Source organism: Bacillus badius NBRC 15713 (genome assembly GCF_001591605.1).
Classification (GTDB): Bacteria; Bacillota; Bacilli; order Bacillales; family Domibacillaceae; genus Pseudobacillus; species Pseudobacillus badius.
In genome coordinates, this window is sequence record NZ_BCVF01000005.1 from 85380 (window position 1) to 108873 (window position 23494).

Consider the following 23494-nt stretch of genomic DNA (forward strand, 5'->3'; position numbering starts at 1 on the left):
TCCAACGATTCAGACAAGAGCCTGACACGCTTGATTGCCAGCTTTTCTTCACGTTGAACAAATCAGCTGTTCTATTTCAGTCTATAAAGGAGGGAGGATTGACAGTAAACCGATGCCGATTAAAAGAAGAAGACCCGAAAGCAAAGGCTTTCAGGTCTTCCTTAATGAGCTTTCCGGCATAAAAGCATGTAAGAGAACACGGCCGCCAAGTGACAGCCGACCATAATGATTCCCATCGGCAAAGTAGTGCTTCCGGCGCCAATACCGGCAAGCGGCGCTGCCAGAGCGCCAAAAATATAAGGCATAAGGCCAAGAAATGCCGATGCGCTTCCAGCTGTTTGTTCCTTATTATTCATTGCTAGCGAAAAACACGTGGTCGATACGACCCCCACGCTTGACACAGCGAACACGAGCGGAATCAGAACAGCTATTAAATGGGCTTCTATAGCGAGCATCAGCAGCATAAGGGCGCTGCCCCCAAGCGCCATCACAAGTCCGGCCTTCAGTAAAGCGGATTCGCCGATTTTCCCGGCAAGCTGACCGGTCATTTGCGTAGCAACAACAATGCCCAGGCCATTGACCGCAAAGCATAAACTAAAAGCTTGAGGTGATAATCCGAAGAAGTCCTGCAATACAAACGGCGATCCCGCTATATAAGCGAACATGGCCGCCATAACAAACCCTTGCACCAGACAATAGCCCATAAATACTTTGTCTGTCATTAATAGTTTAAAAGTAGAGAGGGTTTGTTTGATCCCCCCGGCAGACTGCCGCTCCGCCGCAAGTGTTTCAGGCATGCCGGCAAATACCGCAAACAAAGTAATCGCTCCCACGATCGCAAGCACACCAAATACACCAGGCCAGGACACGAAGGAAAGCAGCTGCCCGCCGATCACCGGTGCCGCGATCGGAGCCACTCCGTTCACCAGCATCGTCAAAGCGAAGAACTTGGTCAGTTCCGACCCGGAATAAAGATCCCGAATCACCGCCCGCGAAATGACGATTCCCGCTGCGGCCGCAGTTCCTTGGACAAACCGCATCGCAATAAGTCCCCAAATGGAAGGCATGATCACACATAGAACAGAAGCGGCCGTAAAAATAACAAGCCCCGCCATCAGCGGCTTCCTTCTCCCATTCGCATCACTTAAAGGCCCCGCGACTACCTGCCCTGCCGCCAGGCCAATTAAAAAGGCGGTCAAGCTAAGCTGAGCAACAGATGCTGATGCGTGTAAATCATTCGCCAAAATCGGCAAAGCCGGCAAGTACATATCCACCGATAACGGTCCAAATGCCGACAGCGAACCAAGCAATACAATCATCCATAACCGATTGGGCCGTCTCATAGCCTCTTTCTGCGGCAATGGCTTTAATGCAGATTGTTTCACCCTTTCCCCTCCTTGTCCCTATGATAATGGTTGCGCCATCTATTTTTTTCCATCATACACTATGTCGTTTCTATACACTAGCCGTCCCAACAAGGATTCATCCTTTCTGCCTAAATTTAGAATAGTGTATAATAGGAACCGATAGAAAGAGACATAGGGGATGAGAAAATGAAAACCATCGCGGATATTGCGAAGCTTGCCGGCGTAGCAAAAAGCACTGTATCCCGGTACTTAAACGGCGGTTCTGTCAGCGAACAAATGAAAAAAAGGCTTGAAGCGATTATTGAGGAAACAGGCTACACACCTAACACCTTTGCCCAAAGCTTGAAGGCAAAGAAAACCAATATGATCGGCACGATCGTCCCCGGCCTCGATTCATACGAAACGTCACAAATTCTGACTGGCATTGACAATGAATTGCGCAAGTGGAATAGCCACATGCTGGTGTCAAACACCAATCAAAATCTGGCCCGCGAGCTTGAACTTATTTATAGGCTGGCAAAGCAAAAGGTTGCCGGCATTATTTTACTGGCTACGGAAATTACAGAGGCGCACTTGCAGGCCTTTCAGGAAATCGCTATCCCTGTCCTCCTTGTCGGCCAGCAGCACGAAGAAGTGCACAGTCTCGTTCACAATGATGAAGAAGCCGGCTACGCCATCGGAAAATACATTATTGAACAGGGCCATAGGCGTCTGGCGTTTCTGGGAGTCAGCGAACAAAATATCGCCATCGGCATCAATAGAAAAGAAGGTTTTAAGCGGGCAGTAAGAGAAGCGAACGGCTGTGAAGTGCATTTTTTCGAAACTGGCTTTACGATGAAAGAAGCAGCCGAAGGCGCACTTGCGGTTTTTGAAGGCTACTTCCCTTCTGCTCTGATTTGTGCAACAGACGACATCGCCATCGGTGCGGTCAAAGCTGCCTACAAAAAGGGGATGCATGTTCCAGCTAACATCTCAGTTACCGGATTTGGCGGCTACAGCATTACCGAGATGATGAATCCCGCTTTAACAACAGTGAAGCTCCATTTCATCGAAGCCGGTGAAAAAGCTGCCCGTCACATAATCAAATTGGCCAATGGGGAAGACATCCCCAAGCTCATTTATTCAGGCTTTGAAATTATCGCAAGAGAGAGTGTCGACAAGCGCTTTGCCCCTGGCTGATTGCTATATTCATCTCATGTATAGCAGAAGAGAGGACAACTATTTGATTAGCAAAAAGTTCGCCTCCCATTCCAGCCAGCCGGGGCATATTTTTATTGTCCTTTTCGGAACCGGTTCCTTAGTTTTGGAACAAAAATCGATTTTTTATCCATTTTTACAGAACCGGTTCCAAATTCAGTAATAACAAGGCTTTTTGCATGTATCGAATTCCTTCATTCTTTTCTCTCCTCCCCGTTATCAAGCTGGCGGATCAAACCAGCCAGAAGGCTTGTAGCGTTTTGTTTAACACAATTCGACAAGTCTATTATGTTGATTTCTATTTTGGAATACTAATTACTATACCTTGCGACAATCCTCATTCACTTTTTATGCATATATTATGAATGACATTGCATAAAAAGTGAATAAATCATACATACCCTAAGCTGACTTCCAGCCGGTTTGTTCGCTTTTCGGCCCTTTCCTTTTGAAAAAATCCGGGAAATAACTCGTTGTTTTCTTCAGCCAGACAACCCTTTGTGCAGATTTTCTTTTCGTTTTTTCGCAAAAAATCTTTGCGCTAAACTTATAATTCGACTTTTTTCCGCTTTTATTTTTGGCTCCTTCATCCAAAAAATAGCCGTTGGCCGTCATCTATGTAGTGACGGCCAACGGCTATTTTATTCAGATGCTGTTCTTTTTAAAGGACACGAGGCTCCTTAATGAAAGGAAGGATAAGAACTGAGACCATAACCATTTCTATTTTTAAGAAGCGCCCTGATCGCCGTGCAGTGCACTGCACGGCTTTCTGGAGATTTAGTCAAATAAGGATCATCGAATCATTCCCGGCAGCACATCGGTATGTACGGGCTCAAAATCTTCAGGCTATCTCGGTCTCTCCAATGAAAATATGTCTCCAATCTTTGCATAGTCAGCTCCTGCTAACCGGCTGACAGCTTGTAATTCACTGTAATCAATTTTGCCATCCTTATAAACGCGCTCGTCAAAATGAAAGAAAACAATTCTTCCGATCAAAAGGTCGGTCGAGGGAGACTCCTCTCCCCCCAGCTCCAACGCGTGCTCCAGCACGCATTCCATACGGATACGGGCTTCCTTCACACCTGGAACAGAGATTTTTTCGCTCTTTTCTAATGTTAAACAGGCCCGTTCAATTTCGCTTTCATCAGGCGGAAGTGCCGCGGCTGTCTCATTGATTTTCTGGACATTGCTTTCATCCACAATATGAACGACAAACTCCTTGAATTGAATCGCATTGCGGGCTGTATCTTTTTGCTTTGTTCCCGTTCTTTGAACAGCAAGAGAGAGAAGCGGCGGATTGGCCGACACAATATTAAAATAACTGAATGGCGCGCCATTAATTTCTCCGCTCTCCGTTTTTGTTGTCACAAATGCAATCGGTCTGGGAATAATGCTCCCAATTAATAACTTGTAATTCTCCTTTACGCTGTTGGCTGCTGGATCAACTGAAATCAAGCTCTTCACTCCCTGTCCTATTTTTAAAACCCTATTTTTTTCTGACTGGCGGTTGACTCTGCCGTTACGTCATACTTTATATTACATCTATAAGGGAGGCAATCAGCAATGACGATGAAAATTAAAGAAGTCGCTGATATTGCAGGCATCAGTGTGCGCACACTTCACCATTATGATCAGATTGGCTTGCTGTGCCCGACTAGCACCACCGAAGCAGGCTATCGATTGTATACGGATGAAGATCTCGAAGCCCTGCAGCAAATTTTGTTTTTCAAAGAGCTTGGCTTCCCGCTGAAGAAAATCAAAGAAATTATTGAAAGCCCCTCATTTAACCGCCGGGAAGCACTGGAGCTCCATCAAAAAATGCTGCTTGAAAAACGGCGGCGGCTCGACCAAATGATCGCTACAGTAGCGAAAACCATTCAACATATGAAAGGAGACATTCACATGTCGAACAAAGAAAAATTTGCAGGCTTTGACTTTAGCCAAAACCCTTTTGAACAGGAGGCGCGGGAACGCTGGGGAAATGAAGCGGTAGATTCATCAAACGTTAAGCTGGCGAGCCTGTCCAAAGACGAAAAAGACGGCTTCGCTGAGGAAATGAATGCGCTCTATGCGAGGCTTGCAGCTTTGCGCCACACTTCTCCTCACTCTGATGAAGCACAAGCGGCTATTAAAGAATGGTATGTCCTTTTGAATCGAATGGGAAACTATTCTCTGGATGCCTTTAAAGGATTGGGACAGCTGTATATCAGCGACGAACGCTTCACAAAAAATATTGACCAGTTCGGTGAAGGACTTGCGCAGTTTATGTGCGAGGCAATGGGCATTTACACAAATAATCATCAGAAATAGGCCATATGCGAAGAGCGCAGCATCCAGACCGGTGCTGCGCTGCTTTTATGGATACTCTCCCTTTAACGATTAAACAGCCGGCCGAAAAATCCTTTTCTTTCCCTGGATTCCGGCTCAGGGGACGGCTCCTCGGCAGCGGCAGCTTCTCCTGACCCTGCCAATTGTGCTAATACGCCTTTTTGTCCTGCCTCCTTTATCCAGCTTGGAAATTCATTCAAGAGTGCATCGTACAGTTCGTCATCTGAGATTTCGTCAATTTCCTCAATATGAATGAAATGAGCGTTATCTGTCACTCTCCCTTCCAGCTCATCCAGCTTTTTCAGGAAATCGAAGTTGCCATTCCCAATACCGACAAATTGCCAAAATAAAGGCTTGTCCGCTGAACTTTCAATCAGTGACTTAATATTTTTCCGGCAGCCGCCGTCATTAATAAAGACGATAAAAGCCGGCTCTTCCGCTGGATCTTCCTGTAAATACTTTGTTAATACATCTTTCATAACCGGCAATTCATCATTTCTTCCAAATTTATGAACAGCCTCGTTTTGCAAAATCTTCCGGTCTACATATCCTTCGAAATCCTTCTCTGTCACCGGGTCAAGCCGGGAAAATTCATTGTCATATACCCAAATATCAAGCATCCCGTCGTCATCAAATTCCGTCGCTACAGCTAAAATCCGTTCCACTACTTTCTGGACGGTTCCACTTTTATAAAGCGTTCTCATGGAGCCGGTGATATCGAGTACTAAACCGACACGGGCTGTTACCGCTGTTAATTGCTTTTTTTCAAGAACAACCTTCAAACTCTTTTTTTGCAGATCAATGGTTCCCATTTCGTTTCTCCACCTTTCAATTTGTCATTTCTGCTATAATTGTACAGAATATTCCAGATGATGAAAACGCATAGTTTTTATAAAAGAAGGAACATTTGCTATCGCGCTGAAAAATTGTTTAAATAATAACTGTATGTTTTAGGGTGACACTATTTTATAAAAGGCGGTAAAAACATTGATTACCACAAAACCATATCGAGTTTTATTATATTACCATTATGTTTCGATAGATCATCCGGAAGAATATGCGGCTCAGCACTTGCAACTTTGCCAAGAGCTCAGGCTGAAGGGGCGCATCTTAGTTTCTGATGAAGGGATTAACGGCACCGTATCCGGCACAGTGGAACAAACGGAAAAGTACATGAGCGAGATGAAGAAAGATCCCCGCTTCGCTGACATGGTATACAAAATTGACGAAGCGGAAGGCCATGCATTTAAAAAAATGCACGTGCGTCCGAAAAAGGAGCTTGTCACTTTACGGCTCGAAGACGATGTTAATCCGTTAGAGCTTACCGGCAAATACTTGGAGCCTAAAGAGTTTTTCGAGCGGATGCAGCAGGAGGATACGGTGATTCTGGATGCCCGCAATGACTATGAATATGACCTCGGGCATTTTCGCGGAGCTATCAAGCCGGACATTAAAAGCTTCAGGGAGCTGCCGGACTGGGTGCGCGAAAATAAAGAAAAGCTGGAGGGCAAGAAAATTTTAACGTATTGCACCGGGGGCGTCCGCTGTGAGAAGTTTTCCGGCTGGCTTCTAAAAGAAGGATTTGAAGACGTGTCCCAGCTGCACGGGGGCATTGTCACGTACGGCAAAGACCCTGATGTTCAAGGTGAACTATGGGACGGGCAATGCTATGTATTTGATGAGCGCATCAGCGTTCCTGTCAATCAGAAAGAGCCTGTCATTGTCGGCCGGGATTACTTTTCCGGCGAGCCGTGCGAACGCTATGTGAACTGTGCCAACCCGGAATGCAACAAAAAGATTTTGACCTCAGAAGAAAATGAACATAACTATTTGCGCAGCTGTTCCCATGAATGCCGCGTACATCCGCGAAATAGATACGTGGCTGAACATGGAATTTCTGAAGAAGAGTGGCAGGAAAGAGCCAAACAGCTCCAGAAGAAGCAATAAATCCAGAAAGACCCCTTCCATTTTTTGGAGGGGTCTTTTGTGAATGCTCACTTTTCTGCTTACAATTCTATATTCTTTGTAAAATGTTTTATCGAAATAATATCTATAAAAATGATAGAGCCTGATTAGCCGCTCACTTTCAGAAGGAAACCTTTACTGCTCCTATTCAATGCTTCGTGATGGATATAAAGAAACCGGAATTTCTTTTACCCCGCGGACAATCATTCCCGGCCTCCACTCTAATTCAGCTGGATCGATACTTAACTTCATGGCCGGAAAACGCCGCATCAAGCTGCTAATGGCAATCTCTCCTTCCATTCGGGCAAGCGGGGCGCCGAGACAGTGATGAATTCCTGTACCAAACGCCAAATGCGGACTCTTCTCCCTCGTAATATCGAGCAGGTCCGGGTTCTCAAACTGCAAAGGATCATGGTTAGCAGAATTAAGGGCAACAATGACGATGTCGCCTCTTTTCATCGCCTGCCCCTTGAATTCAAAATCTTCTCCTGCCCAGCGGGAGGTGCTGAATTCAACCGGACCCTCAAAGCGAAGCAGTTCTTCAATAGCCGACTGAATCAGCTCTGGATGGCTCTGCAGCTTCTCGAATTGATCAGGATGCTGCAGGAGAGAAAGCATGCCATTCCCAATTAAGTTCACCGTCGTTTCATGGCCGGCGATAATAAGCAGCGACACCACGCCATACAATTCCCTTTCCGTCAGTTGATCGCCCTTCTCCTCTGCTTGAATAAGCTGACTGATTAAATCATCCCCCGGATTCTCCTGAGTTTTGGCAAACCAGCTGCCGAGGTACCCGGTAAATTCATTCATATGTTCATAAATCCGTTCCGCATTTTCACCGTTTGACCCTTCGATTAAGGAGTTGGACCAAATCCGGAACTTATCGCGGTCTGCCGATGGAACGCCAAGCATTTCACAAATAACGATAATCGGCAGCGGAAAAGCAAAGTCATCAATTAAGTTCATTTGCGGCCTTTCAGCTGCCTTCTCCAAAAGCTCATCAGTAATCTCTTGAATACGCCCTCTCATGCCCGCAATCATCTTTGGTGTAAACGCCTTTTGAACAAGCCCGCGCAGCCGTTTATGATCAGGCGGATCAGAAAAAAGCATATTTTCGGTAAACACGCTGCGATGGCCCATTTGGTCGCCAAACAGCTTGGAAAAGTCCTTGATCATCCGCTGGTCTTTTAAAGCCTCCATTGCTGCTTCATATGTGGTAATCATCCATCCGCGCTGCCCGTCAGGCAAAGTTATCGGGTATACGGGATCTGTTTCTCTTAGTTTTTCATAAGCAGGATAGGGATTTTTCGCGAATTCCTTTGTAAATAGAGCCAAACCGCCATTGCTTTCAGAATAATTCATCAGTGAGAAACCTGCTCCCTCCACAATAAATTTCAGTTTTTACAGAAAATAACTGATTTCCTAAAGAATAACACAATCAGGGGAGCCGATCCAAACGTAAAGATTGAACAGCCGGCTGACTATTACTATAGCGAAAAAACAAAAAAACTTTGCCATTGAAGACAAAGTTTCCGCATCTAATTAATAGGCTCTTCGGCGTATTTCCATCACAAGCAAAACAGCTGCCGCTACAAACACAATCATCGCAATTATGACAGCCGCCGTTGAAATAGTAGACATAAATACGATCAAACTAGCCGCTTGCAGGAACGCAACCGTCAGTCCGACCATAAATCCCGCCTTGTTTCTTTTGCGGCCGGCCACAAACATTTGCAGAGTAATCAGGTTCATGAGAAGAAACAGACCAATCAGCTTCATAAAGGAAACAGAAAAGATACCGGCATCGGCCTCTGCGCCGTACAATATAAATGCCGCAATCGGGAGAGCAGACAGGTTCGTAACAAGAAACGCCAGCCCCCACACAATCCAAAACCACACTTTATTCATGACAAAACTCCTCTTTTTATGCTGCCAGGGATAAAACTCCTCTTGCTTATTTTGAATTATTTACCGGTAAGACTCAATAGTTAAGTATGGAAATATTTAAAAAGATACAGGCTGCCTTGACAAAACTTTAGACGAAAAGAAGAATAGTAGAAAGGACATCGAGATAGGAGCGGCTGAACATATGCGTGTGTTTGTTTATCTAATTATTTTCTTTTCATTTTTTGATTTATTTACCCAGCTGCCAATCATCAGCCCCTTAGCGGCGTCTCTCGGCGCTACGCCGTTTTTGACAGGGCTTGCTGTTGGCATGTATTCGTTTTCTAATACCATCGGCAATATTCTCTCTGGGTTTCTTACCGACAAAAAAGGAGCGTTCCAGGTTCTATTAGCCGGACTGCTGTTAACAAGCGGGGCTTTGTTTCTCTATCATCTTGCGGCGGATGCCTGGTCGCTGCTTGCTATCCGCTTTTTACACGGACTGCTTGCGGGCTTCATTGTGCCTGCCGCGTTCACTTATTTAGCTAATGCGGCAGCGGAAGAGAAAAAAGGAAAAGGCGCTGCCATCTCCGGAGCGTTCGTCGGGTTGGCAGCCATTATCGGACCAGCCTTCAGCGGCATTGTCGCCAGCAGAACAAGCGAAACAACGGTCTTAACAATTACAGGCGCCGCTCTGCTTCTATTAGGCGTGCTCACTTTGTTCTTGCTGCGCACGAGCTTGGCAGCCAACCAAAGCGAGGAACCGAGCGAACAAATGACGGTTCGGGATTTTTTCAAAAGCACAGAAGTAGTCAAAGCATTTATCGGCGCCTTTTTGCTTATGTTTTCCCAAGGCGTGCTCGCATACATGCTTCCATTAAAAGTGATTCTTCTCGGCAATGATGCCCAGACGAGCGGCATGCTGTTGAGTGTCTTTGGCATCGTTGCGGTCATGATCTTTCTATTGCCGACAAACAGAATCTTTGACCGGGTCAAAGCCACCTCCACTTTAGCTTTTGGAATGACGATGATGGGACTCAGCCTTGCTTTAGCCAGCCAAATGGAAGAGGTTTCACTGCTCTATCTATGTATGGCCTTGTATGGCATCGGCTTTGCCTTCTTATTCCCCTCCCTCAATTCCTTGCTCGTCGGTGCGGTTGCCCCTTCCCACCGCGGCAAAGCTTATGGATATTTTTATGCATTCTTTTCATTCGGCGTTGTAGCCGGGTCGGGCGTGACCGGCCTTCTTGCCTTTACAGTGAACCAAGGCTTTCTATTTACAGGCATCTTATTAGTGCTTGCGGCCGTCGGCAGTCTGCTCAAAGAGCCGCCGGTCATGAAGGAAAATCAATAAAAAATACGATTGCTGATATTTCAGGGCTTTCCTAAAAGGTCATGAAAAATGACTTTTCGGGCCGGCCCTTTTTCTTTTCGGAAACAGCCGACCTCCATTCCGGCGGACGCTTCCCCTCTGCACCATGTCCCTTGGCACGTCGCTCCAGAGCTTTAAATGAAAAATCAAAAAGAGCTCGGAATAAAGTCATTCCGAACCCCTTGGTCGATCAGCTGCACAGCCCTGTGCATACCAAGGCTGTTTGCTTCACCTATTTTACTTCTTCTCCGACGATTTTCGCCTCTAGCTCTAACTCTACTCCAAATGTTTCCTTGACTTTCTTGCGGACCATTTCAATCGTGGCAATATAATCAGCCGCTGTTGCATTGTTTTTATTAATGATAAACCCGGCATGCTTCGTTGACACTTCCGCACCGCCGACTCCTTTTCCTTGCAGGCCGCTGTCCTGGATCAGCTTCCCGGCGAAATAGCCCGGCGGCCGCTTAAAGACACTTCCCACAGACGGATACTCAAGCGGCTGCTTTGATTCTCTTTGGAATGTCAAATCAGCCATTTTTTCTTTAATTGCAGCCTGGTCGCCTGCTTCAAGCGCAAAAGCCGCTTCGAGAACAATGTCTTTATTTTTGCTGATAATACTTGTGCGGTAGCCAAGCTCCAGCTCCTCTTTCTTTAAGGTGCGCAGCTCACCCTGTTGGGTCACTACCTTTACATGGTCGATAACATCCTTGACCTCGCCGCCGTAAGCACCGGCATTCATAACCATCGCTCCGCCGATTGATCCCGGAATGCCGCAAGCAAATTCCAAGCCCGTTAAACTATTCTCGCATGCTAAACGAGAAGCGTCCTTAATGTTGGCCCCTCCTTGAGCAATGAGTTGATTTCCCTCAACCCGCAGCCCTGCCAAATGTTTAAATTGCATCACAATCCCGCGAATGCCGCCGTCCAAAACGATCACATTTGATCCATTTCCCAACAGGGTAAAGGGCAGCTGATGCGCTTCTTTTAAACGAATGACTTGGGCGACCGCTTCATATGTTTCAGGCATGACCAGAAAGTCTGCCTTGCCGCCGATTTTTACTAGCGTATGATCTTTCAGCGGCTCGTCACGCAGGACGTTCTTCTCGCCGCAAATAGCAACCAGTTCTTTATAAATCTCTTCATTCCGCATATGTTCATACCTCATTACGTTTATCGTATTATTAAAAAATCTGGTGGAAGAACTATTCTTCCCTTTTCCATTCTAGCCAAAAAAAACAGTTTTGGAAAGGGAGACCGCCTATCTGCTCCGATCAGCTCCTTTCTTCATTTATCGATCTATTGTCTGGCCTTGTTCATTTTTGGCTGGTTGAATAGAGCAAAAAAGAGAAGGTCACTTATACTATATATTGAATGACGAATGGCTTCATGACTCTTTTGTGCCATGTTCTTCTCCTGTGCCCTCTTCCTTCGCCAAACAGTCAAATTGCTTCCAGTCTACGCGCCCGTCTTTCGTAAACACAATACCTTCTTTTTCCAGCAAGCTTCGCTGCCATTGACGGGAATCAGCATCCGGCACAGCGATTTCCCCTTTTGCATTCACGACCCGATGCCAAGGCAGCTGATATTTCCGGCTCATGGAATGCAGAATGCGCACCACTTGCCGGGCAGCACGCGGGCTACCCGCCATGCGCGCCACCTGGCCGTATGTGACAACACATCCGGAAGGAATTTTCTTTAAGATACGAATTACTTCCGCGGTAAACGGTGTTAATTGCTCATTCTTTCCCAAAAAGACACCCCCATACATCTATTTCTTTTAATGAAAAAACAACTCCTTCCGAGGAAACTTTCTTCGCCAGATCAATGGCTTATTTCCCAAGAAATCATTTGATCTCCAACCTTGGAGCTATTTTTATTTTTTGATGCCCGCCTTGTTCATAATAGGGTAAAGGAAAAAAGGTGACTGCAGACAATATCTCTTTTCTTGGCAAGTCGACCGCAAGAAATAGAGTATCTGTCCACTAGTCTGAAGAAGGAGTGGTTTTAGTGAAACAAATATTGCGGCTTTTATATGGAGCAGGATTTCTTGCTGCGGGTATCCTTCATTTTACGCGCACAGCAGGATTCCAAACGATCATTCCCCGTCAAATTCCCTTTAAAAAAGAAATTGTGTGGATCACTGGTGTCATGGAAATCTTGTTCGGCGGCTTGCTTCTTATCAACAAGGGTGTCAACTTTGTTGCAAGGCTGCTGCCGTCCTTCTTAACGGCTGTATTTCCGGCTAACCTTTATATGGCCGCAAAAAATTTGCCGCTCAATGGCAAGCAATTGCCGAAGCCGCTGTTGTGGGGACGCTTGCCCTTGCAATGGGCATTGATCAAAGGAGCGAAAAAATTAGAGCGCTAGCTCGCCGGATTCAGGGGAGGCAGCCGCCCTTTAAAACGGCCTTATGCTTCCCCTTCCTCTTTCATCAAGGGACGAGCGGGCTTTGATAAATATAAAAGCTGTGCCCATTGCTCCTTTTCCTTGTAATACTCGGCATACTCACTTTTCTGGAGGGGCAAACAATCCGGATGGGTATCATGGAAAGGAAGAGCTGCCGGAACAGGGAAATAGTCCGCTTCCTGCTTGCAATGAGGACAAGGGAGTGAGGATCTTCCTTCTGGACGTTCGCTTAGGAGCAAGCTGCAGCGAGCCAGCTCGCGTTGATACATCCGGCTTAACCGCCCGCAATGACTGCATTCACCGAGCTGATTAAGCTCCGCCAGTTTCCTTTTTTCTTCTTCTTTAACGTCTATACGCCTCATTAAACATTCAAGTAATCGATAAACTAAAAAACCGGCTGTCGGCATTCCAATTAAGCAGACTAAAAGTGTCAGGAACTGGTTCAACTTGATCGTCTCCTTCTGCAAATTGGCTTCGTTCAGATCTTTTACATGGATTCTCTCTCATCATACCACATTCGCACTTTTTGAAAGAGGCAGGGTCTAACCGAAAAAAACCGCCGATTCTTTAAAAGAACCGGCAGCTTTTTCAGTTTCAAGCGAGGTCAGACACCCTTTTTTTGAGACGTTCAGCAGTAATTGGGTGAAGGGCCTGGTTCATCCTTTCCATGTCCTCCGAGAACACTCGATCCTTCTTTATACTTGGCACGATGCTGCGCAGCTGTTCCCATTTAGCGCGGAGCTTCGGGGAAGATTTTTCTATTCCCCTGTATTCCAATGCCTGCATGGCACAAATACACTCAATCGCCAGCACGCGTCGGGCGTTTTGGATAATCAAACCGGCGTGGCGGGCGGCGATCGTTCCCATGCTTACATGGTCTTCCTGGTTAGCCGAGGACGGGATCGAATCAACGCTTGCCGGATGAGCTAAAGTTTTATTTTCCGATACAAGAGAAGCAGCGGCATACTGCATAATCATTGCACCAGACTGCAGACCGGGGGCCGGGCTTAAGAATGGGGGCAGATCATTTAACTGCGGATTCACAAGCCTCTCAATCCGCCGCTCAGAAATATTAGCCAGTTCGGCTACGGCTATTTTCATAAAATCCATTGCCAAGGCAATCGGCTGGCCATGGAAATTGCCGCCTGAAATCACAAGAGCGCCTCCTTCAAAAATAAGCGGGTTATCGGTAGCCGCATTGATTTCAATTTCCAGCTTCTCCTTCACATAATCCAGCGCCTGCCAGGAAGCACCATGCACTTGCGGAATGCAGCGGATAGAATAGGCATCCTGCACCCGCTTTTCACCCTGGCGTGTGATGAGCCCGCTGTCCTCCAGCCATTCGCTGATGCGCTGAGCAACAGCAAGCTGCTGCGGATAGCCTCTGGCTTCATGAATAGCTGGATGAAACGCATCGATAATTCCTTCGAGTCCCTCCATCGTCAAAGCAGCAATCCATTCACTGTCATAGGCCAGCTGTTCTGCTTCCAAATAGTTGATAACTCCCATCGCTGTCATTGCTTGTGTGCCGTTAATAAGAGCCAGCCCTTCTTTTGCCTGCAAAACAATCGGTTCAATTCCTTTTTTCTGAAGCACAGCAGCACACTCTACAGGTTCGCCATTCTCCCCATGCACCTTGCCTTCACCGATCAACACAAGGGCAAGGTGCGAAAGCGGGGCCAAATCTCCCGATGCTCCGAGCGAGCCTTGCTGGGGAATGTACGGGTGCACAGCTTCATTGATCAGCGCCGCCAACGTTTCCACTACTGCCGGGCGAACACCGGAAAAACCTTTCAACAAAGCATTTAAGCGCAGCACCATCATAGCGCGGGAAACCACTTCAGGAAAGGGATGTCCGATTCCGCAGGCATGCGAGCGGATTAAATTGAGCTGCAGCTCCTGGACATCTTCTTCGTTGATGACTACATCACTGAATTTTCCAAAGCCTGTTGTAATGCCATAGATTGTCTTTTTCTCTTTAACAATTTGCTCCACTGCCCGCCGGCTTTTGAGTACCCGTTCCATACTATCCTTGGAAATAACAACTTTCTCCTGCTCGAAGCAAATTCGTTTCACCTGTTCAACCGTTAAAGATCCTCCCGTTAACTCAACCATTTCCTGCTCCCCCTTTTTTCCATGTCAACCTGTTGCCTGAAACGCCGGTCTTGCCGCTTTGTTTCTGACAATAGAAAAGGAGGCGATAATGGCCTATTTAAATAAGCCATCATCACCTCCTAACATCTCGTTACTATAGGTTATGATTATTCTATTCAGTTGACTCGTTGCTTGATACAGCCGGCATTCAAGGTCGATGCAACTAGTTGCCCGCATCGCTGCCTCTATAGGCGGCCTCTGTTATAAGCTCTTTAAATATGATTAATGCCGAGACCAATCGCCTCATGCTCCAATCCTTTTACCGGCGCGCCGATCGTCCCGTAAAAAGCGACCGCCAGCCACTCTCCCTCGCCTGCTTCTTTGTACGGCTTTCCCCGCACTACAGCAAAGCGAAGTCCTACGGTTCTCATCATCTCACCTATGGCCAGCTGCCCTCTCGTCACTCCTTCAAGCGCTTCAAGAATGGCATGATACAGGGCATGCGTCTCCCTGTATCTATTCTCTTCAATGAGCTGATGCCTTTTCACCGCCGTCTCTACAGCTGAAATCACCTTCTGTGTGTTCATGGAGCCTACTTTGCCCTGGCAGAAGGACACTTGATCAAGCATCTCTTCAAACAAGCGGCCCTCCTCATCGCTTAACATGGCCAGCAAGGTGGCAATTTTGCCGATTTTTATTGTCTGTGACATGTAACCACCGCCAAAGTCTGAAAATAAAAAACTTTCATTACTTATACTTATTATAATCGCAGCTAAAAATGCTCGTCAATTATTATTTGGAAAATTTTAGTATATTACCATGTTATCAGAGTAAAGAGCTTTTCCTGGGATAAAAAAACAGTTAAGGGAAGGCATGCTTTTGAGGCTGCCTTCCCTTAGTCTTTTCTTTTTCACAGATGAAGCCAATGCCATTACCATACATTCGGCTTCGCGGTCATAAACCAGAGCATGAGCAACAATAAAAAGATATACATCCACACAGAACGGTGAAGCTTGTCCATAAGCACTTGTTTATTTGCACCGGGCTCCTCAAATCTTCGCAATGTCGGTGAAAACGCCCGGGCGAGAAAAAATACCGAACTGAACATTATGATCACTGTCATGACCACCCAGGATGTCATCCACGGCCACGGCCCATCTATAAGAAGCAAAATACCGGAGGCCACCAATACATGGCCCGCGTGCTTCACCACTCTGACAGAGACGGTGAATACATGAATATAAGCCCGCTGCGCCTCGGCTCCGGCTGCCCGCATGTTTTTAATCACTGCGAGCAGCACGAAAAACGGGCCGATTGATGCAACGGCGCTAACAATATGTGTATACACAAGAAGTTGATAATACATAGTCCGTCCTTACTATTACGTTATTTCTTTACAGGCTGAAATTCATGCACCCACACTTTCATGCTGGGCAGCCAAGGCATGCCTGGATGTATGGATAGAATCGATTCCTTATATTTTTCCAAGCTTTCATATCCCTCTTGCTTTGCTTGCTCATCGGTCAGCTCGCCAAGCGACTGGGAATATACACGCTCTACGACAAAGTCTTTCCCTTGCAGCGTCATAACCTCGCCAATATCAGCGTATCTTCCATTGCGGCGCGTAGCCGTTTTTTGTCCGTTAAGCACCTTTTCAACATCTGCCGGAAGCGTCACTAACCGTTCAATCGTGCATGTTTTCGGGGGTAAATTAGTATTGTCCTTCTCGTTCGTCATCGGCAAAACCCACCTTTGCTAATAGAATTCCATTTCATTATACTCCATCTGCCGGCAGCCGCAAAAACATCAGACTTCCCTGAGAGAAAAAGAGAAGCGTGCATATTTTTATCATTTCCGTGCATAAATTGGCTGGGATCGCGCATAAATCCAGCTGATCCGCGCATAAAATGACTAATTCCGCTTATAAAAGAAGCCGCAACGCTCAATAGCCGGCATTAGAGGTTGCTCATTCCCCAAATAAAGGCTCCCCTAGTTTTCTTTTCTATATTTTGTTGTTAAACTAATTAAGCTGGCTCATTTATTGTATTCATACTTACTTCCCAGCATCACTTCTAAACAGCATGTTTGATTATTTAACAAAATTGGAGGAATGGTCATGCCGGAAACGAAAAAAGCCTTGCCTATTTTATTTATTGTCATGTTTCTTGTTATGGTCGGCTTCGGGATCATTATTCCTGTGCTGCCGTTTTACGCCGAAAATATCGGCGCTTCGCCTACACAGCTCGGCCTCCTTATGGCTGTCTATTCATTAATGCAGCTGCTGTTCGCGCCGATGTGGGGCCGGGTATCTGACCGCATTGGCAGAAAGCCGGTTATCATGATTGGAATTTTTGGCCTTGCCCTTTCTTTTTTCCTGATGGGGATTTCTTCTTCGCTATGGATGCTGTTTGCAGCAAGGATTATTGGCGGTATCTTATCTGCTGCCAATATGCCTACAGTAATGGCCTATGCGGCTGACATCACCACGCCGGAGGAACGCGGCAAAGGGATGGGAGTGATCGGCGCTGCTACCGGGCTCGGCTTCATTTTCGGCCCGGCTATCGGCGGAGTGTTCTCAAAAGAAAGCTTGAGCATGCCTTTTTATATTGCTGGAGCGTCTTCATTGTTCACTTTCTTTCTCGTTCTCTTCGTGCTGAAAGAATCATTGGCGCCTGAAAACCGGCACGGAACACACAGCGAAAGGGAACCGCTTCGCCGGGCCATGCGCGGTCCTGTCTCTATCCTGTTGGTGCTGCAGTTATTCATTTCGTTGTCATTATCTGGCCTAGAGGCGACGTTTGCTTACTACGGCGCCAAAAAAGCCGGACTTGAAAGCGTCAATTTAGGCTATATCTTTATGATTATGGGCTTTGCCAGCGCAATTGTACAGGGAGGGCTCGTTGGCAGACTAACGAAGAAGTTCAGTGAAGGATTCGTCATTCAGCTGGGCATCGCGATTTCAGCAATTGGCTTCGGTCTGATCCTGCTCACTAACAATTTTGCCACTGCCGCTATTTTCCTTACGATCTTCGGAATTGGCAACGGCATGATTCGTCCGGGAGTCTCTGCCCTGCTGACGAAAACATCAAAGAGCGGACATGGCAGTGCGACAGGCCTGCTGTCATCCTTTGATTCACTTGGCCGGATCGCTGGCCCTCCGTTAGGCGGCTGGCTGTTCTCGCTCGCGATCGGTCTGCCATATATTTCTGGCATCCTCTTGTCCGTTATCGCTTTTATGTTATATCGCTTCTACACTAGCCAGGCGAGAAAGATTGCCCATTAAAAAAGAAAAAAAGCTGTCCCGCGGCCAATCAAATTTGGCTGGGACAGCTTTTTTTATTCAGCAAGCAAATCAAGCGCATCTTTCGGACGGTCTTCTACGTCCGCTTTTCTCGTGCTTGCAGGATAAGCTTGATTAACCATATCACCAAAGCCCTGCTCACGAAGAAGCTGGATGACTGCCGGAATTATCGGCCTCTCATTGTCAACAAGGTATTGGGTTTTTTGCTTGATCATGGCGTCAAAGGCTTTACTGCGCGGAATGCCTGTTTCCGCAAAGATGTTTTGACTTAATAACAGATCCATCAAGGTTAAATTTTCATAATCGTTGCCTTTAAATACTTGATTGCCGTTATATTGGTACCATAAATCCCCATTCGGCCGTACCCAGTTTAAGTTCTCCACACCGGCCTTTAGCTGACGGGCAGTTGTCAAATAAGCAGCATTTTGCGTTTGCTTATAAGTCTCCAGCAAAAACCTCATTTCACCAAGGGTATGGTTCAAGGAAGCGTGAGTTCTTACTTTTGGTCCGCCTGCTTTATAATAATCAGCAATTAAATAACTGGATGCGGTGACTGGAATAATATTTCCAACCCCTTTTTGTGATACCAGAAAATCAGCGTAGCGCAGATTAGCGGCTTTCAAACTTGGAATATTTAATATCTCAGCTGTATTCTTTAAGAACAGAGCGGCATTTTCATTATGGCGTGTATCAATATAGGGTGCTGTCAGTCCATATTGGGATTTCAATCCGGAGCTTGTATACTCTGTTTCAAACATGGGATTTTGGCCGGCTGTCAGGCCTCCCTCCGAAAGCGTATCTAAATCGGCCAGCGCATTCACAACAAGATCACGAAGATAACGTTCCTTGTTTTCCTTGTAGGCTGTTAGGTAAACGCCCCCTTGCAGGCGGCCTACATTGCGTCCATACCCCATTTGATGGGAAGGCTCAATCGACCATGGCAATTTAGTATAAGCTCCGTCCGCTGTCAGCCAGTTATTGATAGAAATATAATCAGTAATCGTGCGCTTAAACCAATCATCTCTGTGCGTAGCATGAGCAAAGAGCGGCTTTCCGGAGATCAGCATCCAGGATTCGGAAACTGCTTTTCCTCGTACATCCATATCTATCCGGGCGGTCATTGTTTGCCTGTCTGGATCTTTTCCAACTTCATAGCTCTCTTTTTCTTCGAGCAGTTCACGGATAACGGACCGCTGTCCGTTAGGGTAATTCGTTTGCCGTTGAACAGAAAGATAGTTTTTGCCCAGCATCACTTCATTTTGAATAGCTGAACCCTTTTTTACAGATAAAATCCCGATCGGGTGAGAGGTTTTATCTACACCAAACACACCATGGTGCTGTTGGTTCACCGACCCGAAGGAGGAATATTTGGCTAACGAGTAGCTATCCGCCTGTTCAAACGGCAGAATGACAGAAGCGGAGTAAGCGTCCGTGCCGTCATGTACAAACTTTGTAAAAACAAATGTATCGCCATTGTCAAGCTTGCGCAGGGTGACTTGCAGGGAGCCAAGCGGATTGGATGCCTTCCCTACATGATAATAATAATGCACATCGGTCGAAAGAATATGAGCGTCCGTTTTCTTTTTGTTGTACGTCAGCGGCACGCCTTTCGTATTCATGCGCACCTTTACAGACTGCTGATCGGCAATCGGAATTTCTGCCTCCTGGCTGTCTGTTTGCCCGGGCTCATTCTCGCTATCGACCATGCCGAGCTTTTCCAGCATTCGATAGATGAATACAGCCGCTTCTCCCCGTGTAGCTATTTTTTGCGGTTCAAATTTATTATCGGCCGTTCCTTTGATCAAGCCGTAATAACTCATTCTTTCCACAGACAGGTAGGCGTATTTCCCAATTTTTGAGGCATCCGCATAGGTGAGCGGCTGCCTCTTTGTGTAGTCTCCCTTTAACTGCATTGCCCGGTCAAGCATAGCAGCCACGTCTGACCGCGTGACTGGCGCATCGGCAAGAGCCAATCCTTTATCATTTCCAGTAATCAGTCCAGCCTTTTTAGCCGCTGCTATTTCCTTATACAGACGGCTGCTGGCCGGAACATCCGGAAATGCTGAGTCACCGGCCGGCAACTCCAGCGAACGAACCAGATAAGCAACAAATTGGCCACGGGTCACCTGAGTATACGGCCGGAACGTTCCATCCTCGAAACCGCTAACAATTTCTTTGCTAGTGAGCCATTCAATTTCCTTCTTTGCCCAATGGTTCTCTATATCCTTCAAGGACTGGGCAGAAGCAGGGAAAGCAAAGGCCAATATAAAGAGCAAAGCCGCCAAACTCCCTACAATTTTTCGCATAATGATTCTCCTCTATTACTCTAGTTAAAATATTACAGAAAGATTATAACACAAGAGAAATTTTTACAGCTGACAATTTCAACAGCCGGCCTTGCTGCACATTTGCTCATCAAAAAAGCCTCTCATTAAAGCGAAGCTTTTTGAAAGGCTCTCCTCTTCAAAATGTTTCACGTGAAAACATTTGTCTTACTTTGTCAGCGCTTGCGTATTGGCAGGAGACAGCTGTTTGGCATGATTGACGACTTCCTTTCCCTTTTTCCAGACCGAGTGAACGTGATTCACACCAAATAAATATTGCAGTTCCTGATAGCTTCGTACATTCCATAAGACGATATCCGCCTGCTTGCCAGCCTCTAATGACCCAATTTGCATTTCGCGGTTTATCGCACAAGCAGCATTATAGGTGGCGGCTGTTAGCGCTTCTGCCGGGGTCATTCTCATAGAAATACAGGCCAAATTCATTACGAGCGGCATCGAGGTAGTTGGCGAGGAGCCGGGATTGCAATCGGTCGATATAGCTACCGGGACTCCGGCATCAATCATTTTTCTTCCTTTTGCCGCCTCTTCTCTTAAATATAGAGCGGTAGCTGGCAAAAGACAGGCAATCGTTCCGGCTTTGGCCATCGCTTCGATGCCTTCGTCCGACACTTTAAGCAAGTGCTCCGCCGAGATAGCGCCTACTTTAGCTGCGAGCTCGGCACCGCCATACGGTTCAATTTCATCGGCATGTATTTTCGGGATTAATCCATATGTCTTTCCCGCTTGTAAAATCCGCTCTGACTGCTCAGGGGTAAATACTCCTTTTTCGCAAAAGACATCATTGAACTCCGCCAGTCCTTCCTTCGCAATCACAGGCAGCATATCGGCAATTAGATGATCCACAAACTCATCTTCCCGTCCTTTGAATTCCGGCGGGACGGCATGAGCGCCCATAAATGTCGGCACCAGATCGATAGGGTGCCGCTGCTGCAATTGCTTCATGACCCGCAGCTGCTTTACTTCCGTTTCTATATTCATGCCGTAACCGCTTTTTCCTTCTACTGCCGTCACTCCATGGGCTAAAAAAGAATCTAGACGGCGGGCGGTTTGCTCGATCAATTCCGCTTCTGGCGCTTCCCGCGTCATGCGGGCAGTCGCGTGAATGCCGCCCCCCGCATTCATAATGTCCATGTAAGACGCGCCTTCAAGACGCATTTCAAATTCGCGTGCCCGGCTTCCCCCGTATACCACGTGGGTATGCGGATCAACTAGCCCCGGTGTCACTAAACGGCCGGAAGCATCAACAACCCCCGCTTCGCTTAATCGGTCTTTATAGCGTTTCTCTACTTCTGCCGTTGTCCCGGCCGCTTTGATTTTCCCGTCCTCTATCCATAAACTGCCGTCTTCAATTAAACCGAGCTCTGACATCGCTTCTTTCGAACGTGCCCCCTTGATATCAGAAGCGAGCGTTGCCAGTTGCGCAGCATGTTTAATCCAAATCGGTTTCGCCATTATTGGTTTCCCTCCTCAAGCATAGGCATCTTAATTCCTTTCTCACGGGCCGTCTTCTTAGCAAGCTCATAGCCGGCATCCGCATGGCGGACGACACCCATCCCCGGATCAGTGGTCAATACGCGTGCTAGCCGTGCTTCTGCTGCTTTGGTTCCATCCGCCACAATGACGACTCCGGAATGCTGAGAATATCCCATGCCTACACCGCCTCCATGATGAAGCGAAACCCAGGTGGCTCCTCCAACGGCGTTGACCATCGCATTCAAAAGCGGCCAGTCCGATACAGTATCCGAGCCATCCTTCATCGCTTCCGTTTCGCGATTGGGAGAAGCCACTGAGCCGGAGTCCAAGTGGTCACGCCCAATAACAATCGGTGCTTTTAATTCTCCATTCGCTACCATGTCATTTAAAATTTTTCCGAAACGGGCTCGTTCCCCATAGCCGAGCCAGCATATCCGCGCAGGCAGCCCCTGAAACTCGATTTTCTTCTGTGCCATGCGAATCCAGTTGCATAAATGCTCGTTGCCGGCAAATTCACGCAGAATAGCCTCATCTGTTTTATAAATATCTTCTGGGTCACCTGATAAGGCTACCCAGCGGAAAGGTCCTTTTCCTTCACAGAACTGAGGACGGATATAAGCAGGCACAAAGCCGGGAAAGGCAAACGCCTTTTCTACTCCTTCATCCTTTGCCGCTTGACGGATATTGTTGCCGTAGTCAAACGTAACAGCCCCCTTTTCCATCATGGCAAGCATCGCTTTCACATGGACGGCCATCGAAGCTTTAGAAAGCTTCACATATTCTTCCGGGTCGGCCTGCCGAAGTTCAGCAGCTTCCTCTATCGACATATTCGAAGGAATGTAGCCGTTCAGCGGGTCATGGGCAGACGTTTGGTCTGTTAAGATATCCGGGATAAATCCCCTGCCCAGCATCTCCGGCAGAAGAGCGGCGGCATTTCCCAGCAATCCAATGGATAATGGTTTCCCCATCCTTTTTGCCTCTTCTGCCAATTGAATGGCTTCGTCAAGAGAGTTTGTTTTCACGTCTGTGTAGCGGGTTTCAATCCGGCGGTCGATTCGCGTTTCATCGACATCCATGGCAATGCACACTCCGCCATTCATTGTTACGGCCAGCGGCTGCGCCCCTCCCATGCCGCCAAGGCCAGCGGTGACTGTCAGTGTCCCTTTGAGTGTACCGCTAAAATGCTGCTTCGCCAGCTCGGCAAATGTTTCGTATGTGCCTTGGACAATTCCTTGGGAGCCAATATAAATCCAGCTGCCTGCCGTCATTTGTCCGTACATCATCAGCCCTTTCCGATCAAGCTCATGAAAGGTCTCCCAATTGGCATAAGCGGGCACAATATTCGAATTGGCAATCAAGGCGCGCGGCGCATCCGGATGTGTTTTAAAAACGGCCACCGGCTTTCCGGATTGAATGAGCATCGTCTCATCCGATTCCAAGTGCTTTAATGTTTTCACAATCGCATCAAAGGCTTCCCAGTTGCGTGCGGCCTTTCCGATCCCTCCGTAAACGACAAGCTGTTCCGGATGCTCTGCTACATCAGGGTCGAGATTATTCATTAACATGCGCAGCAGCGCTTCTTGCTGCCAGCCCTTCGTATGCAAATCCGTTCCTCGATAGCGCTTGACTTTCTCATTCGACATTATGTTCATTTTCTCAGCCCCCTTTATTCGTTATATTTATTTTATATAGAAAATTCTATTATTTATTTATAATTTGATGATTATTTTATGCTTGGTTGAAAAGAAATTTATATTTCTCT

Annotated in this window: 21 protein-coding genes; 6 read left to right on the top strand and 15 right to left on the bottom strand. The window is 46.9% G+C overall.

The window, feature by feature from the left end; genetic code table 11:
- Positions 1 to 161: 161 nt before the first annotated feature.
- Entirely contained in the window at positions 162 to 1343 is a 1182-nt protein-coding gene (locus BBA02S_RS04195; RefSeq protein ID WP_041113933.1) for a multidrug effflux MFS transporter, read from the bottom strand.
- Positions 1344 to 1553: 210 nt separating this feature from the next.
- Between BBA02S_RS04195 and BBA02S_RS04200 the strand changes: the two genes are divergently transcribed.
- Entirely contained in the window at positions 1554 to 2546 is a 993-nt protein-coding gene (locus BBA02S_RS04200) for a LacI family DNA-binding transcriptional regulator (RefSeq protein ID WP_041100556.1), read from the top strand.
- Positions 2547 to 3410: 864 nt separating this feature from the next.
- On the opposite strand, the gene BBA02S_RS04210 is transcribed toward BBA02S_RS04200, so the two are convergent.
- Entirely contained in the window at positions 3411 to 4019 is a 609-nt protein-coding gene (locus tag BBA02S_RS04210; protein WP_041100551.1) for a flavin reductase family protein, read from the bottom strand.
- A 108-nt stretch (positions 4020 to 4127) separates the two neighbouring features.
- Between BBA02S_RS04210 and BBA02S_RS04215 the strand changes: the two genes are divergently transcribed.
- Complete coding sequence (locus BBA02S_RS04215) at positions 4128 to 4874, top strand: MerR family transcriptional regulator (RefSeq protein WP_041113908.1); 747 nt, start codon at positions 4128 to 4130, stop codon at positions 4872 to 4874.
- A gap of 62 nt (positions 4875 to 4936) precedes the next feature.
- Here BBA02S_RS04215 and BBA02S_RS04220 read toward each other — a convergent pair whose 3' ends face one another.
- Entirely contained in the window at positions 4937 to 5704 is a 768-nt protein-coding gene (locus tag BBA02S_RS04220) for a vWA domain-containing protein (protein ID WP_041100547.1), read from the bottom strand.
- Between the two features lie 175 nt (positions 5705 to 5879).
- On the opposite strand from BBA02S_RS04220, the gene trhO reads away from it, so the two are divergent.
- On the top strand, positions 5880 to 6839 hold the full coding sequence (gene trhO / locus BBA02S_RS04225) for an oxygen-dependent tRNA uridine(34) hydroxylase TrhO (RefSeq protein ID WP_041113909.1): 960 nt from the start codon (positions 5880 to 5882) through the stop codon (positions 6837 to 6839).
- A 162-nt stretch (positions 6840 to 7001) separates the two neighbouring features.
- Here the strand turns inward: trhO and BBA02S_RS04230 are convergent, their stop codons facing one another.
- Both BBA02S_RS04230 and BBA02S_RS04235 read right to left on the bottom strand, forming a co-directional pair.
- A complete protein-coding gene (locus tag BBA02S_RS04230; protein WP_041100543.1) occupies positions 7002 to 8219 on the bottom strand; it encodes a cytochrome P450 family protein in 1218 nt (405 codons plus the stop codon).
- A 180-nt stretch (positions 8220 to 8399) separates the two neighbouring features.
- Positions 8400 to 8765, bottom strand: a complete 366-nt coding sequence (locus BBA02S_RS04235) for a hypothetical protein (RefSeq protein WP_041100540.1) — start codon at positions 8763 to 8765, stop codon at positions 8400 to 8402.
- A gap of 181 nt (positions 8766 to 8946) precedes the next feature.
- On the opposite strand from BBA02S_RS04235, the gene BBA02S_RS04240 reads away from it, so the two are divergent.
- A complete protein-coding gene (locus BBA02S_RS04240; RefSeq protein WP_041113910.1) occupies positions 8947 to 10095 on the top strand; it encodes an MFS transporter in 1149 nt (382 codons plus the stop codon).
- A gap of 250 nt (positions 10096 to 10345) precedes the next feature.
- On the opposite strand, the gene murB is transcribed toward BBA02S_RS04240, so the two are convergent.
- A complete protein-coding gene (gene murB / locus BBA02S_RS04245) occupies positions 10346 to 11263 on the bottom strand; it encodes a UDP-N-acetylmuramate dehydrogenase (RefSeq protein ID WP_087903755.1) in 918 nt (305 codons plus the stop codon).
- Between the two features lie 234 nt (positions 11264 to 11497).
- Positions 11498 to 11863, bottom strand: coding sequence for an MGMT family protein (locus BBA02S_RS04250; RefSeq protein ID WP_306305163.1), 366 nt, complete (start codon positions 11861 to 11863; stop codon positions 11498 to 11500).
- Positions 11864 to 12120: 257 nt separating this feature from the next.
- On the opposite strand from BBA02S_RS04250, the gene BBA02S_RS04255 reads away from it, so the two are divergent.
- Positions 12121 to 12480, top strand: coding sequence for a DoxX family protein (locus BBA02S_RS04255; protein ID WP_041100534.1), 360 nt, complete (start codon positions 12121 to 12123; stop codon positions 12478 to 12480).
- Between the two features lie 41 nt (positions 12481 to 12521).
- Here the strand turns inward: BBA02S_RS04255 and BBA02S_RS04260 are convergent, their stop codons facing one another.
- From BBA02S_RS04260 to BBA02S_RS04280, 5 genes are all read right to left on the bottom strand, one after another.
- Complete coding sequence (locus tag BBA02S_RS04260; protein WP_041100532.1) at positions 12522 to 12965, bottom strand: hypothetical protein; 444 nt, start codon at positions 12963 to 12965, stop codon at positions 12522 to 12524.
- Between the two features lie 148 nt (positions 12966 to 13113).
- Positions 13114 to 14634, bottom strand: coding sequence for a histidine ammonia-lyase (gene hutH, locus BBA02S_RS04265; RefSeq protein ID WP_041113911.1), 1521 nt, complete (start codon positions 14632 to 14634; stop codon positions 13114 to 13116).
- Between the two features lie 251 nt (positions 14635 to 14885).
- On the bottom strand, positions 14886 to 15323 hold the full coding sequence (gene hutP / locus BBA02S_RS04270) for a hut operon transcriptional regulator HutP (RefSeq protein ID WP_041113912.1): 438 nt from the start codon (positions 15321 to 15323) through the stop codon (positions 14886 to 14888).
- 221 nt (positions 15324 to 15544) lie between these two features.
- A complete protein-coding gene (locus tag BBA02S_RS04275) occupies positions 15545 to 15979 on the bottom strand; it encodes a hypothetical protein (RefSeq protein WP_041100526.1) in 435 nt (144 codons plus the stop codon).
- A 20-nt stretch (positions 15980 to 15999) separates the two neighbouring features.
- A complete protein-coding gene (locus BBA02S_RS04280; protein WP_041100524.1) occupies positions 16000 to 16350 on the bottom strand; it encodes an ASCH domain-containing protein in 351 nt (116 codons plus the stop codon).
- 379 nt (positions 16351 to 16729) lie between these two features.
- Here BBA02S_RS04280 and BBA02S_RS04285 point away from each other — a divergent pair, with 379 nt between their 5' ends.
- Positions 16730 to 17896, top strand: a complete 1167-nt coding sequence (locus BBA02S_RS04285; RefSeq protein ID WP_041100520.1) for a tetracycline resistance MFS efflux pump — start codon at positions 16730 to 16732, stop codon at positions 17894 to 17896.
- Between the two features lie 53 nt (positions 17897 to 17949).
- Here the strand turns inward: BBA02S_RS04285 and BBA02S_RS04290 are convergent, their stop codons facing one another.
- The 3 genes from BBA02S_RS04290 to hutU form a co-directional block, all read right to left on the bottom strand.
- Entirely contained in the window at positions 17950 to 20220 is a 2271-nt protein-coding gene (locus BBA02S_RS04290) for an S-layer homology domain-containing protein (protein ID WP_041100518.1), read from the bottom strand.
- 186 nt (positions 20221 to 20406) lie between these two features.
- The gene (gene hutI / locus BBA02S_RS04295; RefSeq protein ID WP_041113913.1) at positions 20407 to 21711 is read right to left on the bottom strand and encodes an imidazolonepropionase; all 1305 of its coding nucleotides are present in this window, start codon (positions 21709 to 21711) and stop codon (positions 20407 to 20409) included.
- Positions 21711 to 23384, bottom strand: coding sequence for a urocanate hydratase (gene hutU, locus BBA02S_RS04300; RefSeq protein WP_041100515.1), 1674 nt, complete (start codon positions 23382 to 23384; stop codon positions 21711 to 21713). Before hutU ends, hutI begins: the two co-directional genes overlap by 1 nt.
- Between the last annotated feature and the right edge of the window lie 110 nt (positions 23385 to 23494).

What these genes read in the sequence shown, in the direction of transcription:
- BBA02S_RS04285 (WP_041100520.1), top strand. Translation starts at nt 16,730, where the DNA reads ATGCCGGAAACGAAAAAAGCCTTGCCTATTTTATTTATTGTCATGTTT.
- hutP (WP_041113912.1), bottom strand. Translation starts at nt 15,323, where the DNA reads ATGTCACAGACAATAAAAATCGGCAAAATTGCCACCTTGCTGGCCATG.
- hutH (WP_041113911.1), bottom strand. Translation starts at nt 14,634, where the DNA reads ATGGTTGAGTTAACGGGAGGATCTTTAACGGTTGAACAGGTGAAACGA.
- BBA02S_RS04220 (WP_041100547.1), bottom strand. Translation starts at nt 5,704, where the DNA reads ATGGGAACCATTGATCTGCAAAAAAAGAGTTTGAAGGTTGTTCTTGAA.
- BBA02S_RS04215 (WP_041113908.1), top strand. Translation starts at nt 4,128, where the DNA reads ATGACGATGAAAATTAAAGAAGTCGCTGATATTGCAGGCATCAGTGTG.
- BBA02S_RS04280 (WP_041100524.1), bottom strand. Translation starts at nt 16,350, where the DNA reads ATGACGAACGAGAAGGACAATACTAATTTACCCCCGAAAACATGCACG.
- BBA02S_RS04275 (WP_041100526.1), bottom strand. Translation starts at nt 15,979, where the DNA reads ATGTATTATCAACTTCTTGTGTATACACATATTGTTAGCGCCGTTGCA.
- murB (WP_087903755.1), bottom strand. Translation starts at nt 11,263, where the DNA reads ATGCGGAATGAAGAGATTTATAAAGAACTGGTTGCTATTTGCGGCGAG.
- hutU (WP_041100515.1), bottom strand. Translation starts at nt 23,384, where the DNA reads ATGAACATAATGTCGAATGAGAAAGTCAAGCGCTATCGAGGAACGGAT.
- hutI (WP_041113913.1), bottom strand. Translation starts at nt 21,711, where the DNA reads ATGGCGAAACCGATTTGGATTAAACATGCTGCGCAACTGGCAACGCTC.
- BBA02S_RS04290 (WP_041100518.1), bottom strand. Translation starts at nt 20,220, where the DNA reads ATGCGAAAAATTGTAGGGAGTTTGGCGGCTTTGCTCTTTATATTGGCC.
- BBA02S_RS04240 (WP_041113910.1), top strand. Translation starts at nt 8,947, where the DNA reads ATGCGTGTGTTTGTTTATCTAATTATTTTCTTTTCATTTTTTGATTTA.
- BBA02S_RS04200 (WP_041100556.1), top strand. Translation starts at nt 1,554, where the DNA reads ATGAAAACCATCGCGGATATTGCGAAGCTTGCCGGCGTAGCAAAAAGC.
- BBA02S_RS04235 (WP_041100540.1), bottom strand. Translation starts at nt 8,765, where the DNA reads ATGAATAAAGTGTGGTTTTGGATTGTGTGGGGGCTGGCGTTTCTTGTT.
- BBA02S_RS04230 (WP_041100543.1), bottom strand. Translation starts at nt 8,219, where the DNA reads ATGAATTATTCTGAAAGCAATGGCGGTTTGGCTCTATTTACAAAGGAA.
- BBA02S_RS04195 (WP_041113933.1), bottom strand. Translation starts at nt 1,343, where the DNA reads ATGAGACGGCCCAATCGGTTATGGATGATTGTATTGCTTGGTTCGCTG.